Annotated in this window: 13 protein-coding genes and 2 tRNA genes; 6 read left to right on the top strand and 9 right to left on the bottom strand. The window is 66.6% G+C overall.

All coding sequences use genetic code 11. From position 1 onward, the window contains the following. Positions 1-2: 2 nt before the first annotated feature. The 6 genes from AC06G6_RS12585 to bcp all read right to left on the bottom strand — a co-directional run bounded on the left by AC06G6_RS12585 (position 3) and on the right by bcp (position 5,335). Complete coding sequence (locus AC06G6_RS12585) at positions 3-1,508, bottom strand: malate:quinone oxidoreductase (RefSeq protein WP_479822503.1); 1,506 nt, start codon at positions 1,506-1,508, stop codon at positions 3-5. Positions 1,509-1,587: 79 nt separating this feature from the next. Then, positions 1,588-3,207, bottom strand: a complete 1,620-nt coding sequence (locus tag AC06G6_RS12580) for an ABC transporter substrate-binding protein (protein ID WP_479828659.1) — start codon at positions 3,205-3,207, stop codon at positions 1,588-1,590. A gap of 305 nt (positions 3,208-3,512) precedes the next feature. Beyond that, positions 3,513-4,187: a fasciclin domain-containing protein gene (locus tag AC06G6_RS12575; protein WP_479822501.1), complete on the bottom strand. Its 675-nt coding sequence runs from the start codon at positions 4,185-4,187 to the stop codon at positions 3,513-3,515. Between the two features lie 230 nt (positions 4,188-4,417). Next, a tRNA-Leu gene (locus AC06G6_RS12570) sits at positions 4,418-4,499 on the bottom strand. Positions 4,500-4,593: 94 nt separating this feature from the next. Further along, on the bottom strand, positions 4,594-4,818 hold the full coding sequence (locus tag AC06G6_RS12565) for a hypothetical protein (protein ID WP_479822496.1): 225 nt from the start codon (positions 4,816-4,818) through the stop codon (positions 4,594-4,596). A gap of 43 nt (positions 4,819-4,861) precedes the next feature. Further along, positions 4,862-5,335: a thioredoxin-dependent thiol peroxidase gene (gene bcp / locus AC06G6_RS12560; protein WP_479822494.1), complete on the bottom strand. Its 474-nt coding sequence runs from the start codon at positions 5,333-5,335 to the stop codon at positions 4,862-4,864. Positions 5,336-5,452: 117 nt separating this feature from the next. Here bcp and AC06G6_RS12555 point away from each other — a divergent pair, with 117 nt between their 5' ends. The 3 genes from AC06G6_RS12555 (at position 5,453) to AC06G6_RS12545 (ending at position 7,462) form a co-directional block, all read left to right on the top strand. After that, the gene (locus AC06G6_RS12555) at positions 5,453-5,926 is read left to right on the top strand and encodes a MarR family winged helix-turn-helix transcriptional regulator (protein WP_307460564.1); all 474 of its coding nucleotides are present in this window, start codon (positions 5,453-5,455) and stop codon (positions 5,924-5,926) included. Positions 5,927-6,036: 110 nt separating this feature from the next. After that, a complete protein-coding gene (locus AC06G6_RS12550) occupies positions 6,037-6,177 on the top strand; it encodes a hypothetical protein (RefSeq protein WP_479822492.1) in 141 nt (46 codons plus the stop codon). A gap of 403 nt (positions 6,178-6,580) precedes the next feature. Continuing rightward, positions 6,581-7,462: a hypothetical protein gene (locus AC06G6_RS12545; RefSeq protein WP_479822490.1), complete on the top strand. Its 882-nt coding sequence runs from the start codon at positions 6,581-6,583 to the stop codon at positions 7,460-7,462. 118 nt (positions 7,463-7,580) lie between these two features. Here AC06G6_RS12545 and AC06G6_RS12540 read toward each other — a convergent pair. The 3 genes from AC06G6_RS12540 to AC06G6_RS12530 form a co-directional block, all read right to left on the bottom strand. Next, positions 7,581-7,656 (bottom strand) — tRNA-Lys (locus AC06G6_RS12540). 116 nt (positions 7,657-7,772) lie between these two features. Then, the gene (locus AC06G6_RS12535) at positions 7,773-8,927 is read right to left on the bottom strand and encodes a PQQ-dependent sugar dehydrogenase (RefSeq protein ID WP_479822488.1); all 1,155 of its coding nucleotides are present in this window, start codon (positions 8,925-8,927) and stop codon (positions 7,773-7,775) included. A 48-nt stretch (positions 8,928-8,975) separates the two neighbouring features. Next, positions 8,976-10,088 carry a sunset domain-containing protein gene (locus tag AC06G6_RS12530; RefSeq protein ID WP_479822486.1) on the bottom strand — a complete coding sequence of 371 codons (1,113 nt, stop codon included), beginning with the start codon at positions 10,086-10,088 and terminating at the stop codon, positions 8,976-8,978. 104 nt (positions 10,089-10,192) lie between these two features. On the opposite strand from AC06G6_RS12530, the gene AC06G6_RS12525 reads away from it, so the two are divergent. The 3 genes from AC06G6_RS12525 (at position 10,193) to AC06G6_RS12515 (ending at position 15,235) form a co-directional block, all read left to right on the top strand. Continuing rightward, a complete protein-coding gene (locus tag AC06G6_RS12525) occupies positions 10,193-11,131 on the top strand; it encodes a LysR family transcriptional regulator (protein WP_479822484.1) in 939 nt (312 codons plus the stop codon). Between the two features lie 129 nt (positions 11,132-11,260). Beyond that, positions 11,261-12,982 (top strand): dihydroxy-acid dehydratase, encoded by a 1,722-nt coding sequence (gene ilvD, locus AC06G6_RS12520; protein WP_479822481.1) that lies wholly within the window; start codon positions 11,261-11,263, stop codon positions 12,980-12,982. Between the two features lie 354 nt (positions 12,983-13,336). Beyond that, complete coding sequence (locus tag AC06G6_RS12515) at positions 13,337-15,235, top strand: acetolactate synthase large subunit (RefSeq protein ID WP_479822480.1); 1,899 nt, start codon at positions 13,337-13,339, stop codon at positions 15,233-15,235.

Raw genomic sequence — 15,235 nt, 5'->3', positions numbered from 1 at the left:
CGTCAGTTGCGCTCGGCGCTGACCGGTTCCAGCTGCAGTGCCTTGGCCGTGTCGGCCTCGAGCCGGGCGGCGAGGTCCGGGTTCTCGTTGAGCTTGATGCCATAGCCGGGCATCATCTCCTTGAACCGGGGCTGCCAGCCCTTGAACTGCTTCGGGAAGGACTTCTGGAGCAGTTCAATCATGATCGGCACCGCCGTGGACGCGCCGGGGGACGCGCCGAGCAGGGCGCCGATGGATCCGTCGCGGCCGGCGATGACTTCGGTGCCGAACTGCAGCACGCCGCCCTTCTTCGGGTCCTTCTTGATGATCTGTACACGCTGGCCGGCGGTGATGAGTTCCCAGTCGCCGTCCTGGGCGGCGGGGTAGTACTCGCGCAGGGCCTCGACCTTGGCGCCGTGCCGCTTGGCGACTTCCTTGATCAGGTAGGCGGTGAGGTCCATGTTGTCCTTGCCCACCGCCAGCATCGGGATGATGTTGGAGGGCCGGATGGAACGCGGCAGGTCCAGGTAGGAGCCGTTCTTCAGGAAATTTGTGGAGAAGCCGGCGTAGGGGCCGAACAGCAGGGAGCGCTTGCCGTTGACGAAGCGGGTGTCCAGGTGCGGGACTGACATCGGCGGGGCGCCAACGGAGGCCTGGCCGTAGACCTTGGCGCTGTGCTGGCTTGCAAGCGTCTCGTCGGTGCAGCGGAAGAACTGGCCGGAGACCGGGAAACCGCCGTAGCCCTTGCTTTCCGGAATCCCGGAGGCCTGCAGCAGGTGCAGAGCCCCGCCGCCGGCGCCTACAAAGACGAACTTCGCGTGGATGGAGCCGTGCTCGCCGGAGTGGGGGTGCTTGAGCGAAAGGTCCCAGCCGCCGTCGGAAGCGCGCTTGATGCCGGAGACGTTGTGGCCGTAGTTGACCTCGACGCCGTTGTTCCCGAGGTAAGTGGTCAGCTCCCGCGTCAGGGCACCGAAGTCGACGTCGGTGCCTTCCGCGGCGCGGGTGGCGGCGATCCGCTGCTTCGGGTCGCGGCCCTTGACGATCAGCGGGGCCCACTTGGCGATCCGGGCGTGGTCCTCGGAGTATTCCATCGAGCGGAACAGCGGGTTCGGCTTGAGCGCCTCGTAGCGGGTGCGCAGGAACTTGGTGTTGTCCTCGCCGATCACAAAGCTCATGTGCGGGACGGTGTTGATAAAGCCCTTGGGGGAGCCGATCATGCCGTTCGTGACGAGGTGGGACCAGAACTGGCGGGACAGCTGGAACTGCTCGTTGATGAGGATTGCCTTGGCGGGGTCCACGGAGCCGTCTTTGGCTGCGGGGGAATAATTCAGCTCACACAGCGCGGCGTGTCCGGTGCCGGCGTTGTTCCAGGGGCCGGAACTCTCCAGACCCGGCTCGTCGAGCTTCTCGAACAGGGAAATCGTCCAGTTCGGCTCAAGCTGCTTCAGGAAAGCACCGAGCGTGGCGCTCATGATGCCGCCGCCAATCAGGACGACGTCGGCATGTTGGGTCTTGGAAATGAAAGTCACAATCAGTCTCCGATAGCAGCGGGTCTGGCTGTCACAGAATATCCCCGGACCCGCCTCATACTGAAATTGGCTCCGTCCGTCAAGGCTTTAGCTCGACCTTCGTGAAAACTTCATTCAGAACGGGCGACGCCGGGTACTTCAGCACACGGTCCGACAGGGCCAGGGCCGAGATCGGGTAGGCGATCGGCACGGCGGGTACCGTCGCGGCGATCTGCGCGTTGATGGTCTGGTACTGCTCCGTCCGCTCCTTGCCGTCCGGCAGGCCGCGGGCCCGGGCGATCTTGGAAAAGACCTGCGGGTCCTGATAGCCGAACTCGCCGGTGTTCTCGCCGAAGAGCGGCCCGACGAAATTGTCCGGGTCGGAGTAGGAGCCGTTCCAGCCCAGCAGATGGAGGGCGTGGTCGCCGGGGGAAGTGACCTGCTGGAGGTAGCCTTCGGACCATTCGACCGGCACCGGCTTGATGTTCAGCCCGATGGCGGTCAGCTGCTTGCTGATTTCCGCATAGACCTTCTCCGGCGTCGGGAGGTAGGGCCGGGTGACGTTGAGCGGATAGTAGAACTTCAGCTCCTCGCCCTGGTAGCCGGCCTCGGTGAGCAGCTCCTTGGCCTTGGCCGGATTGTGGCCCAGGGACGGGGCATTGTTGTTGAAGCCGCTGAGCTTGGGCGGGACGAACTGTGTGGCCTGTGCGGTGTTGTCAATGAAGAACCTGCGGATCAGGGTGTCCTTGTCCAGGGCCATTTCGATGGCCTGGCGGACCTTGAGGTTCTGCAGGACGGGGACCTCCTGGTTCATGCCCAGGTACATAACGGAGAAGGGATCCCGCTGGATGATCTGTTTGCCGCGCTTGACGAGCTGGTCGAAGTTGCCAACGGTCACGGCGTCGTAGGCGTCGATCTTGCCGTCGAGCAGGGCCTGCATCCGGGTCTGGGTGTGATCGTAGGTGACGAAGTTGATCGTGCCGATCTGGCCCTTGTCCCCCCAGTAGTCCTTGTTGCTGGCGAGGGTGATGCTGTCCGGGTCCCAGGAGCTGAAGACGTACGGGCCGGTTCCCACCGGGTGGAGCCCGTAGCCGGAGACGGGCTGGCCGTCACGGCTCTGGTCCAGCTGGTCGGCGTTCCGGGTCGCGAGGGCCTGGGGCGAGGAGATGGCGAAGGCCGGGAGCGTGAGGGCCTGCAGGAACCCGGTGAAGGGCTGGGTCAGCTCGATCGTCACGTTGTCCGGGGCCACGGCGGTGCAGCCCTTGTAGATGGAGAGCGACGCCTGATCGGCGTGGGCCTTGAAGACGCCCTTGAAAGTCGTCCCCGGCGCCTGCTGGCGCAGCGTGTCGGGGAAATTGAACCAGCGGTTGAAGTTGCTGCAGACGGCCGCGGCGTCGAAGGCGGTGCCGTCCTGGAAGGTCACCTGCTCCCGGAGCTTGAAGGTGTAGGCGCGGCCATCGTCGCTGGTCGTCCATTCGGTGGCCAGCAGCGGCGTGGGCTCTCCGGTGGTCTGGTCGACACCGACGAGTCCTTCCAGGACCTGGCGGGTGATCCGGTAGGACTCGATGTCGGAGACGACGGCGGGATCCAGCCCGAGCGGCTGCGAGGCGGTGCCGAAGGTGAACACGGCGCTGGGCGCGGCGGCGGTGGAACTGGGCGCGGCGGTGGCCGAGCCGGGGCCCGGTCCGGGCGTTCCGGTGCAGGCGGCGAGCGGCAGCATTAGCAGCACTGCACCGACGCCGGCTGCGATGCGGCGCACTGCACGGGTCCGCGCTCCGTTGGCCCTCGCTGGACTGGCATTGCTGGGGCGCGCGGTACGGCTGGACACTGTACGTGTGGGCACTCGGGTATCACCTCGGTGGACTGGATGGACCGCCGGCTGCGGAACACGGCCATTGTAGTTGACCGGCCCGGACGCTCGCTGTGAGGACAAAACGAAGGCCCGCACCACCGGTGCGGGCCTTCGATTCTCCTAGTTGGTCCAGTGAGTCAGGCTGGAACCGCAGCAGGAGCGCTTGGTGCTGCCTACTTGGGCATCAGGACGGAGTCGACCATGTAGACGGTGGCGTTGGCGGTCATGACGCCACCGCAGACGACGTTGGCGTCGTCGACCATGAGGGCGTCCTTGGTGCCGGTGACCGTCACGGAACCACCCTGGACCGTGGCGTGCGTGCCGACGATCTCGTCCGGGCTGATCTTGCCCGGAACAACGTGGTAGGTCAGGATCTTGCTGAGCAGGGCATCGTCCGTCTTCAGCGTTTCGATCGTGGCGGCGTCGATCTTGGCGAAGGCGTCATCCGTCGGAGCGAAGACCGTGAACTCGCTGCCGTTCAGGGTGTCCACCAGGTCAACCTTCGGGTTGAGCTTGCCGGACACGGCGGCGGTCAGGGTGGTGAGGATCGGGTTGTTGGACGCCGCGACCGCTACCGGGTCAAGGGCCATTCCGGAGACGGAGCCGGCGCCGCTGGGGACCTGGGCGGCGTAGCCTGCACAGCCTGCCCCTACGAGGTTGGCGGCCGGGTCCATGGCTGCTGCCGAGCTGGTGGACGGCGACGGTGCCATGCTTGATGCCATCGGCGTGGCGGCGGGAGCCGAGGAAGCGGGTGCCGTGGAGGCTGCTCCGCCACAGGCCGTGAGGCTGAGCATGGCTGCAGCAGCGATTCCTGCAACGGAAAGAGTCGTGCGCTTGATGGTCTGCATTTCGGTTTCTCCTTTGTTGTGCCGATCGTTGCCAGCGGCGAACTGTTGCCGCTTTGGCCCTTTTCCGACTTGTTGGGCACCGACCCTTGGTTGGTGTCTCAATGGGTATTCGCGGGGTCCGGGGAAACGGATGGGTGCAGGATGACATTTCTTTTTTATGCGCAGGATTAGCCGCCGATCAGGCGCTTAAAAGGAATGAGCCCCGGTCCGAAGACCGGGGCTCATTAGTGTGCGCAAGGGGGGATTTGAACCCCCACGCCCGAAGGCACAGGAACCTAAATCCTGCGTGTCTGCCAATTTCACCACTCGCGCGCGGCGCCCGTCATCTGTTGGGTCCTCAGACCGTCGAGGGCGGATGCCAGCCTCCATTGTACATTTCACGGGACAGGGAGCGTCCGCCCGCGCATTAAGAAGAACGGGCGTCCACGCTGATATGAACGACAACTAGAAGCCTGCGAGGCCTTTGCCGATCATGACTGCGCCCATGAATACGAGCACCGCCGCGATGATGAGCGATCGCCGTATAGGTGAGCACGGCTGCGGCAACCATGCCGAAGGGGAGCGTGGCGCTGCCAATCACGACGCCGGCCGCGATGCCGAAGATCAGTTCCTTCGGATTGGCCGCGGTCACCAGAAACCCTGCACGCATCACCCGCAGCGGGTGAACACGTGGTCTACACGTCGATTTTGAGGTCCCTGCGGAGTTTGGCGACATGCCCGGTGGCCCGGACGTTATATTGCGCGACGGCGACCCGGCCGTCGGGGTCGACGACCACCGTGGACCGGATCAGTCCTTCATAGGTCTTGCCATAGTTTTTCTTCTCACCCCAGGCCCCATAGGCCTCGGCGACGGTGTGGTCCGGGTCTGACAGCAGGGGGAAGGTGAGCCCTTCCGCGGCCGCGAACCTGGCGAGCTTGTCCGCGGGGTCGGGGGAAATCCCCACCACCTCGTAGCCGGCCTGCTGCAGCGACGCCAGGGAATCCCGGAAATCGCAGGCCTCCTTCGTGCACCCCGGGGTGGAAGCGGCCGGGTAGAAGTAGACGACGGTGCTGCGGCCGCGGAAATCTCCGAGGGAGACCTCCCGCCCTTCCGCGTTCCGCAGCGTGAATGCCGGCGCCGTGTCACCGGGGATGAGTCGTTCAGACAAGTTGTGCTCCTTCTCGGGGTGGACACCGGGTGGTCCCGGGGTGGCGAAATACCAGCCTAATGAGCGTAGGTGGCAGCGCCGAATCTTATGCTCGCTATACTCTTGGGTATGCCTGATATGGATCGCTGGCCCACTGGGCGCCTATTGTCCACGGCAGCACGCCTTGTTGAACACTCCTGGAATGAAAAATTGGGGGCCATTGGCCTGACCCATGCCGGGGTCATCGCCATGGAGGTGCTCTCCGTCAACGGACCCATGACCCAGGCGCAACTTGCCCAATTGGTGCGCGTACAGGCGCAGACCATGGGCAAGACCCTCAGCCGGCTGGAAGCCCACGGCCACATCTCCCGGCAGCGGAGCACCTCGGATCGCCGCAGCCATGTTGTGTCCCTGACCGACCGGGGCCGCGAGGCGGTTGCTGAAGCCGCGGACATGGAACGATCCGTCCTTGCTGCCGCCTCCATCGACCCCGATGTCCTGCGGCAGGAGCTCCAGGCTGTTGTCAGGGAACTGGCAACCAGGATCTCCTCGACTGACGTGAAGACGATTGTCCCCGCGGGGGAACCCAGCCTGCCGGTCGAGGCCAACTAAGCCGGGGCTCCAGCCGCCGCAAGACCTGCCCGGGACTCCTCACCTTCCGAGTCCGGGCAGTTTCCGTGTCCCTCAACGGACCGGGCACCGGCTGCGCATAGGCTCAAGGGATGGACACAAACCCGACCGTTCAGCTGGAAGGGCAGACCTCGATCAACGAGCTGCTCGACGAGCCCGTCGGGGCATCGCCGGTGCAGCTGACGCTTCCCATCCATTTCCAGCTGGCCGCAGCGGTCCGGCGTGAATCCTGAACGGTAGGCCCCGCCCGGGCGCGCTGCCTGCGGCCGCAGCCGCCAACCATCCCGGCCGTCATCTGGGAACTCGTCTGAGGACCGCTGCCGGGTCGTCAGCCTCCTTGGACGGTGATAGCTGCGGGTCGCCGTCGCCGTCGTAGGCGCAGGCGGCCAGACAGCCGGTCAGCAGTATGACAACAATGAGTTTCCGCCGTGCGGCGGACTGTTCGTGTTCCCCCAGGACCAGACATGCGCCGAGTCTACGTTCCGGAGACCGGGTGGCAAGCCATCCGGCCCAGGGGAGGACGTCGCCGCCCCCTGCTGCCACAAACTCCTGTCAAGGCAACGGCGTGCCTGAATGGACAGAAGCCGTCTCTCATCGCGTGCTGTGTATTCTTCGAGAACGACATTGGGGGATTTCATGACTAACTATCTTGACCTGAGCAAAGCCAAGGCCGCCGCCGCCCTGCAGGAGTTTCTGGACGAGCGCGGACCGGCACTGGAGCGACTCCGGGAGCAGCTGGTGGCCGACGGCCAGGACCCGGATGCGCTCCTCGACGGGACGCCGGAGAGCCTTGTTCCCTTGTGGCGCTGGATGCTGTCGCGCTTCACCAGCCTGGACACCCCCGGCGCTACAGACCCCGGTTCCGTGCCGCGGCAGGCGTGGCCTTCATGGGAGCGGTACACATTTGAGGAGGAGCCGACGCTGTCCGTGGAGTCCCTGACGCTCCTGGACGGGCTGGTGTCCTATGTCGCGGCAGTGGTGCAGGAGCGTGCACCACTGGCCCGTTGGGAGGTAGTCCGCCATCCCATCAAGCGCTACGCCTACAACAACCACCCAGTCCTGGTCAGCGGCAAGGGCGAGGACCATAACTTTCTGCCCGGCGTCCCCACGGTTGACGCACGCGCTGCCCTCAACGGGGTCCGGGAGTCACCAGATGACAGGATGGCGGACTACACGCTGCGGCTCATCGAGCGGCTGAACGGGCCCACCGAAGTCACCGACGCCCCGATGGAAGAGGAACCGCCCTTCGAGATTGAGGAAGTCCGCGACGAGCCGGGCGGCATCGACTTCGAGATCGGGCTGAGCGATGAAATCGCCCACGTCTACTCACTCAAGGTCGATGGGCTGGTCCGCAAGCTGGCCCGTCAGGACGGCATCCTTGAGGCTGTCCGTGAGGACCGGGAACTGATCCTGGTGCGGGCACCATCCTGGAGCGCCGGCGACCTCGAGGCGTGGTTGGCGCCGCGTATCAAGACCGGGTGGATCTCCGCCTTGATGCGCAGGTTCCGGCAGGAGTAAAGGGGCCGGCGACGGTTGGTACGTGTTGTCCCATGACCTTTCCCTTGGGGTGATTTCGTGCAGAGCAAAAAACCCCGTCTTCACAGCCTTTGGCCAGTGAAGACGGGGTTTTCTTTGGTGGTGCACCCCCCGGGACTCGAACCCGGAACCCATTGATTAAGAGTCAATTGCTCTGCCAGTTGAGCTAGAGGTGCATCTGTTGTTTTCGTTCACCGCGGTCTTTTTGTTCCCGCGTTGTTCTCCGCAACGACATGAAACTCTACACGAGTTTGGGCGGAGTGTGAAATCGGACCGGAAGGCGGTCCGGGAGCTACTCCGGCAGCTGCAAAACCAGCACAAAATCAGGGTTTTTGTTGTTGCTGAGCACCCACAGGCGGCCGTCCGGGGCCAGCGAGACGTTTCTGATCCTCCCGTACATTCGTGTGAAATAGCTCACGGGATCACCGGCGGATTCGCCCTCCAGGGGAACGGCCCAGAGCCGCTGGCCGCGGAGCGCGCCGAGGTAGGCCGTGTCGCCGACGATCTCAAGCCCGCTGGGAGAGGATTCCGACGTCGATGGCCACACCACCTTCGCGTCGAGGAAGCCGGCGCGGCGCGGGGCGCCGGTGACTTCCGGCCAGCCGTAGTTGCCGCCGGGCACGATCAGGTTCAACTCGTCGTCGACGTCGGGCCCGAATTCGCTGGCCCACAGCCGGCCGGCGCTGTCCCAGGCGAGCCCCTGGACGTTGCGGTGGCCCAGGCTGTACACCGGGTTGTCGCCGAACGGATTGCCCGGCGCGGGGCGTCCCTCCGGTGTGATGCGCAGGATCTTGCCGCCGAGGGCGTTCACGTCCTGGGGCTGCCCGCGGCGCTGCGAATCGCCGGTGCCGACGTACAGGAGGCCGTCCGGTCCGAACCGGATCCGCCCGCCGTTGTGCGTGGAGGCTTTGGGGATTCCGGAGAAGATGACCTCCGACGGCCCCAGTTCCAGCTTTCCGGCACGCTCCTCGAGGCGGAACCGTGCGATCCGGTTGTCACCTGCGGAGGTGAAGTAGGCGTAGAGGTACCGGTCCCTCGCGAAATCCGGGGACAGCGCCAGCCCCAACAGCCCGCCCTCGCGGTCGGCATCGACGTCGGGCACCTTGCCAATCGTGCCGGCTCTCCCGTTGCCGGAGCCGGGCGCGATGCTCCGGAGCCGGGCGGTCTCGCGTTCGGAGATGACGGCTGTGCCGTCGGGCAGGAAGACCGTGGACCACGGCACCTGCAGTTCGGCGTCGATCTTCCCTACAACCGTCGGCTGGTCCACGCCCGGTCGGGTCCCGGCGGGGGAGGACCCCTCCGGGCCCGGGGACAAGGTGACTCCGCCGGCCGGGGGAGCCGTGGCAGGTGCGGTGCTGCCGCCCCCGTCACCCGGGGTGCAGCCGCTCAGCAGCATGGCGGCAGCCACCGAAAGGCCCGCCCACCGCCCTGCTCGTGTCCCCGTCATCGGTGCACCGGGGTCCGTTCCCGGGTTTCCAGCAGCCCGTTCACCGGGCTACTGCCGCGTCCGCCGCGGTGGCCGGAAACCCGCCGCCTCGGCATGCGCCGCGGACAGGAACCAGACCTCGGCCCGGGTCTCCTCGAAGGCGGGGCTGGTCTCGTCGTGGTAGACCATCGAGGAGGCGTTGCCCTTGACGGTGAAACCCTCGGGTCCGCTGCCGTCAGGCGCCGGTGCTGCCGATCCCTCGCCGTACGGCTGGTCGACGGCGAGATGGCCGGCGGGTTCGGCGGTGTGGCCCACAGCCGTCTCGGACGCCGCCGAGGACATGGCTGCCTGCCGGGTCTCGGCCTGGGCAGGGCCGGGTTCACCCGGTGCCTGCGCCGGTGCCTGCCCCTGCTCCCGGGCCGGCTCCTCTGCCGGCGGCGGCGTGGGCACGGAAGCCCCGCGTTCGGCCTTCGTGTCCGGACCAGCCTCCGCGTCAGTCTCCGCCGCGGCGGATTCGGCGCCGGGCAGGGTGGGGGCGTGGGGCTCGGTGTATTCAGGGTGGTGCACCGGGACGCTGCCTGCTGTCGCGCCGGTCGCCGCTGCCGCAGCAGCGGCTGCGGCCGCCGTGTGGTCGCCAGGGCTGCCGGCGCCCGGCTTCTGATGGAGCTCGGCATGCGGCTCGGCCGGCGGGGTCTCGGACCACTGGGTTTCCCATTCGGGGCTGGCCCCGGCCGGGGCAGCCTCCGCTGCCGCTGCGGCCGGTCCAGCCGCCTGTTCAGCCGCGGGTTCGGCGGCGGGTTCAGCGGCGGGGGTGGTGGCGGGACGCGACGCGGCCGCGCGCGCCGCGGCGCGCGCCTCAGCGGCCGCCGCATCCTCGGCGGTCGCGCCGGCGTCGGGCTTGGGTTCCGGTTCGGCTTCGGGTTCGGCCTGGTTGAAACCGGCAGCCGTGGGCATCCAGGCAAGGCCGGCTGCCGACGCCGAAGCGGCAGACCCGCCGCCGGAGAGGGCGCCGCGGTGGGAGGCGTCGTGGTCGACGTCGTGCGCGTGGGGAGCGCCGGAATCGTGGGCGGCCGTCCCGGTTCCCGCGGAGCCGGTGCTGCTGCGGGAGCTGTTGCGGTTGAGTAGCCACCAGACGATGGCGACAATCGCCACGATGACGACGAGCCAGATAATCCAATCCATAGCAGAGCCTTTCTGTCCATGAGGCAAGGTTGCCGTCGCTTGACGGTACGTCTGCCCGAAGGGGGCTGTCCAGCCTCCGTGTCGCCGCCCTGTAGCCTCATTTCATGGATTTCAAGAGACTGCGTATTCTCCGCGAGCTCGCCGACCGGGGCACGGTCGGCGCCACGGCGGAGGCCATGAACGTCACGCCCTCCGCCGTCTCGCAGCAGCTCAAGACCCTGCAGGAGGAGCTGGGTGTTGTCCTGGTGGAGAAGTCGGGCCGGGGGGTGCGCCTCACCGAGGCCGGACTCGCGATGGCGGGGGCGGCCGCCGAGGTTTCCACCGCCATGGCCCGCGCGGAGGCCACCATCGACACCTACCGGCGCGGCTGGCAGACCCATGTCAAGGCCGCGTTCTTCCCCAGCGCCGCGGAGATGTTCCTCCCCGGACTCCTGCACCGCGTCAAGTCCATCGACGGCCTCCGCTTCCAGGCCCATTTCGAGGACCCCAACGTGGCTGGATTCGCGGGCCTGACATCCGACTATGACATTGTGCTGGCACACAGCGTCGACGGGCCGGACGTCTTTGCCCGGCTGGGACTGACGGTCGTGCCGCTCCTCGACGAGCCGCTGGACGTCGCGATCCCAGAGGGCCATGCGCTCGCGGGAAAGGCGACGCTGCGCGCCGAAGACGTCATCGGCTTCCCGTGGATGGGAGTTCCCGAGGGGTTCCCCTTCGACACGGTGCTCCGCCAGATCGAGGTGCAGGCCGACTCCCCGGCGGTCCGGGCGCAGACGTTCCCCGACCTCCGGGTCCTCGAGGCCCTGGTCAGCGCCGGACACGGGCTCAGCCTGCTGCCGCGCTACACGGCCCTGAAAAACCAGGGCCGCGGCTTCGTGCTGCGCCCGCTGGCCGGGGTCAAGGCCAGCCGCAGCATCGTCGCGCTCGCACGCCCTGACGTGGCGGCCCGGACCACCATCCAGCAGGTGCTCACACTGCTCAAAGCCGAAGCGCAGTCCGTCGCCGAAGCACCGGAACTGCGTGACGCCGCTCACCTCAACTGAGCCGTTCCGCAGCGGTGAGTCCATCAGATGAGACGGAAGTCCACCATTTGGTCGAAACATTCCCGGTTTTGCGCTTAATGCGCCCCTCCGGGTCGTTGGGCCCCGCGACGGAGCCCTAGACTTTGACCCATGAGTGAGGACACCCAAACAGCGACAGACACAAAACCGGACATCAAGCCCCGCAGCCGGGTCGTTACCGACGGAATCCACGCCGCGCCCGCGCGCGGGATGTTCCGGGCGGTCGGCATGGGCGACGACGACTTCGCCAAGCCGCAGATCGGTGTGGCGAGCTCCTGGAATGAAATCACTCCCTGCAACCTCTCCCTGAACCGGCTTGCCCAGGGCGCCAAGGAAGGCGTGCACGCCGGCGGCGGGTTCCCGATGCAGTTCGGCACCATCTCCGTCTCGGACGGCATTTCCATGGGACACGAGGGCATGCACTTCTCGCTGGTGTCCCGCGAGGTCATCGCCGACTCCGTGGAAACCGTCATGCAGGCCGAGCGCATCGACGGCTCCGTCCTGCTGGCCGGCTGCGACAAGTCCCTGCCCGGCATGCTCATGGCCGCCGCCCGCCTGGACCTCGCCGCCGTCTTCCTCTACGCCGGCTCCATCATGCCCGGCTGGGTCAAGCTGGAGGACGGCTCCGAAAAGGAAGTCACCCTCATCGACGCCTTCGAAGCCGTGGGCGCCTGTGCCGCCGGCAAGATGAGCCTTGAAGACCTGACGCGCATCGAAAAGGCGATCTGCCCGGGCGAGGGCGCCTGCGGCGGCATGTACACCGCCAACACCATGGCCTGCATCGGCGAAGCGCTGGGCATGTCCCTTCCCGGCTCGGCCGCACCGCCCTCGGCCGACCGCCGCCGCGACGAGTTTGCCCGCAAGTCCGGTGAAGCGGTGGTCAACCTCCTGCGCAAGGGCATCACCGCCCGCGACATCATGACCAAGAAGGCGTTCGAAAACGCGATCGCCGTGACCATGGCCTTCGGCGGCTCCACCAACGCCGTGCTGCACCTGCTCGCCATCGCCCGCGAGGCCGAGGTCGAGCTGACCCTGGATGACTTCAACCGCATCGGCGACAGGATCCCGCACCTGGGGGACCTGAAGCCGTTCGGCCGCTACGTTATGACCGACGTCGACAAGATCGGCGGCGTGCCGGTCATCATGCGGGCGCTGCTCGACGCCGGCCTGCTGCACGGGGACTGCCTCACCGTCACGGGCAAGACCGTCGCGGAGAACCTCGCGGCGATCAACCCGCCGGACCTGGACGGCAAGATCCTCCGCGCCATGGACAACCCGATCCACAAGACCGGCGGCATCACCATCCTGCACGGCACGATGGCTCCGGAGGGTGCCGTCGTGAAGAGCGCAGGCTTCGACGCCGACGTCTTCGAGGGCACCGCCCGCGTCTTCGAACGCGAGCAGGGTGCCCTGGACGCTCTCGACAAGGGCCAGATCAAGGCCGGCGACGTCGTCGTCATCCGCTACGAGGGCCCCAAGGGCGGACCGGGCATGCGCGAAATGCTCGCCATCACCGGCGCCATCAAGGGTGCCGGCCTGGGCAAGGACGTGCTGCTGCTGACCGACGGCCGCTTCTCCGGCGGCACCACGGGCCTGTGCATCGGCCACGTTGCCCCGGAAGCCGTCGACGGCGGCCCCATCGCCTTCGTCCAGGACGGCGACAGGATCCGCGTGGACATCGCCGCCCGCAGCTTCGACCTCCTGGTCGACGAGGCGGAGCTCGACGCCCGCAAGGTCGGCTGGGAGCCGCTCCCGGCCAAGTTCACCAAAGGTGTGCTCGCCAAGTACGCCAAGCTCGTCCACAGCGCGTCCACCGGCGCCTACTGCGGGTGATTCCTGCCCTGCTGGGGCGGCAGTAGCCTCCTCAGCAGGACCAGTCCGTGGACAATGGAGTCCAGATAGTGAGACAGGGCGCAGGCTCGTTGACACACGTCTCACTAAGAGGGAAAACTGAACGCATGATCGCATTCGTTACCGCCGGCGCCACTGCAGGTGTCTCCGTCGTCCTTACCAAGCGCGTGGCTCCATAGCCCGACTGGTAACGAACCGTCACGCGCAAACCCCTCGAAGAGCCGCCAGGCTGAGGGGTTTTTTTATTTCCGCACCACCGGTTCACCAGCATCACGCAGCACCATCAGTACCCCGATCACCGAAGATCCAACCGAAGATCCACTAAGGAAGAGTCCGATGAGCAAAGGATCGCCGATCAGCCCCTCGCTGATGGCCACTAAGTCCGCTGGAGCCCACAAGGCTTCGGAACGCGTCGAGCGTCCGGCTGACGCCGGCGTCGACACTGCTGCTGTCTCTCCTGTCCTTGGACCGAACAACGTCGTACCCCCGACGGTGATGACCGGTTCACAAGCAATTGTCCGCTCGCTCGAAGAACTCGGCGTGGACGATATTTTTGGTTTGCCCGGTGGCGCGATCCTGCCCACCTACGACCCCTTGATGGCTTCCCGAATGAACCACATTCTGGTCCGTCACGAACAGGGAGCCGGCCACGCCGCGCAAGGCTACGCCATGGTCACCGGACGGGTGGGCGTCTGCATCGCCACCTCGGGTCCGGGTGCCACCAACCTCGTCACCGCCATCATGGATGCCCACATGGACTCCGTGCCGATGGTGGCCATCACCGGCCAGGTCTCCAGTGGAGTCATCGGCACCGATGCCTTCCAGGAAGCGGACATCGTCGGCATCACGATGCCGATCACGAAGCACTCCTTCCTGGTGACCGACCCCAACGACATCCCGCATGTCATGGCCGAGGCCTTCCACCTTGCCTCGACCGGCCGCCCGGGCCCCGTCCTGGTCGATGTCGCCAAGGACGCCCAGCAGGGTCAGATGACCTTCTCCTGGCCGCCGAAGATCGACCTGCCCGGCTACCACCCGGTGCTCCGGGGACACAACAAGCAGGTCCGCGAGGCCGCCCGTCTCATCGCGGCAGCCAGCAAGCCCGTGCTCTATGTGGGCGGCGGCGTCGTCAAGGCGCACGCCTCGGCGGAACTGCTGGAGCTCGCTGAACTCTCCGGCGCCCCCGTGGTCACCACCCTGATGGCCCGCGGCGTCTTCCCGGACTCGCACCCGCAGCATGTCGGGATGCCGGGCATGCACGGCACGGTCTCCGCCGTGACCGCGCTGCAGCAGTCAGACCTGCTGATCACGCTCGGGGCCCGCTTCGATGACCGGGTGACGGGCGTGCTGAAGACCTTCGCCCCGAACGCCAAGGTCATCCACGCGGACATCGACCCGGCCGAGATCTCCAAGAACCGCACCGCCGACGTCCCGATCGTGGGCTCGGTCAAGGAGATCATTCCGGAACTCAGCGAGGCCCTGCGCGCCGTGTTCGCAGTCTCCGGCACCCCGGACTACACCAACTGGTGGGCCTTCCTGAACAACCTCAAGGAGACCTACCCGCTGGGCTGGACCGAACCCGACGACGGCCTCAGCGCCCCGCAGCGCGTGATCGAACGCATCGGTGCCCTCACCGGGCCCGAAGGCGTCTACGTCGCCGGCGTGGGACAGCACCAGATGTGGGCCTCACAGTTCATCAAGTACGAACGCCCGCACGCCTGGCTGAACTCCGGCGGGGCCGGCACCATGGGCTACGCCGTACCGGCCGCCATGGGCGCCAAGGTGGGCAACCCGGACCGCGTGGTCTGGGCCATCGACGGCGACGGCTGCTTCCAGATGACCAACCAGGAACTGGCGACGTGCGCGATCAACAAGATCCCGATTAAGGTTGCCATCATCAACAACTCCTCGCTGGGGATGGTGCGGCAGTGGCAGACCCTGTTCTACGAGGGCCGCTACTCCAACACCGACCTCAACACCGGCCACGACACCGTCCGGATCCCGGACTTCGTCAAGCTGGCGGACGCCTACGGCTGCGCCTCGTTCCGCTGCGACCGCGACGAGGACATCGACGCCACCATTCAGAAGGCGCTGGAGATCAATGACCGCCCCGTGGTCATCGACTTTGTCGTGAGCCCCAACTCCATGGTGTGGCCGATGGTCCCCTCCGGAGTCAGCAACGACCAGATCCAGGTTGCCCGCAACATGACCCCGGAATGGGAAGAGGAGGACTGA

It is taken from the genome of Arthrobacter sp. CJL-S3 (assembly GCF_056711635.1).
This window is presented reverse-complemented; position numbering and strand designations above follow the sequence as displayed.

Bases quoted from the DNA above. Each gene is read 5' to 3' on its own strand.
- AC06G6_RS12580 (WP_479828659.1), bottom strand. From the start codon at position 3,207: ATGCTGCCGCTCGCCGCCTGCACCGGAACGCCCGGACCGGGCCCCGGC.
- AC06G6_RS12575 (WP_479822501.1), bottom strand. From the start codon at position 4,187: ATGCAGACCATCAAGCGCACGACTCTTTCCGTTGCAGGAATCGCTGCT.
- AC06G6_RS12555 (WP_307460564.1), top strand. From the start codon at position 5,453: ATGGATCGCTGGCCCACTGGGCGCCTATTGTCCACGGCAGCACGCCTT.
- AC06G6_RS12550 (WP_479822492.1), top strand. From the start codon at position 6,037: ATGGACACAAACCCGACCGTTCAGCTGGAAGGGCAGACCTCGATCAAC.
- AC06G6_RS12545 (WP_479822490.1), top strand. From the start codon at position 6,581: ATGACTAACTATCTTGACCTGAGCAAAGCCAAGGCCGCCGCCGCCCTG.
- AC06G6_RS12535 (WP_479822488.1), bottom strand. From the start codon at position 8,927: ATGACGGGGACACGAGCAGGGCGGTGGGCGGGCCTTTCGGTGGCTGCC.
- AC06G6_RS12530 (WP_479822486.1), bottom strand. From the start codon at position 10,088: ATGGATTGGATTATCTGGCTCGTCGTCATCGTGGCGATTGTCGCCATC.
- AC06G6_RS12525 (WP_479822484.1), top strand. From the start codon at position 10,193: ATGGATTTCAAGAGACTGCGTATTCTCCGCGAGCTCGCCGACCGGGGC.
- ilvD (WP_479822481.1), top strand. From the start codon at position 11,261: ATGAGTGAGGACACCCAAACAGCGACAGACACAAAACCGGACATCAAG.
- AC06G6_RS12515 (WP_479822480.1), top strand. From the start codon at position 13,337: ATGAGCAAAGGATCGCCGATCAGCCCCTCGCTGATGGCCACTAAGTCC.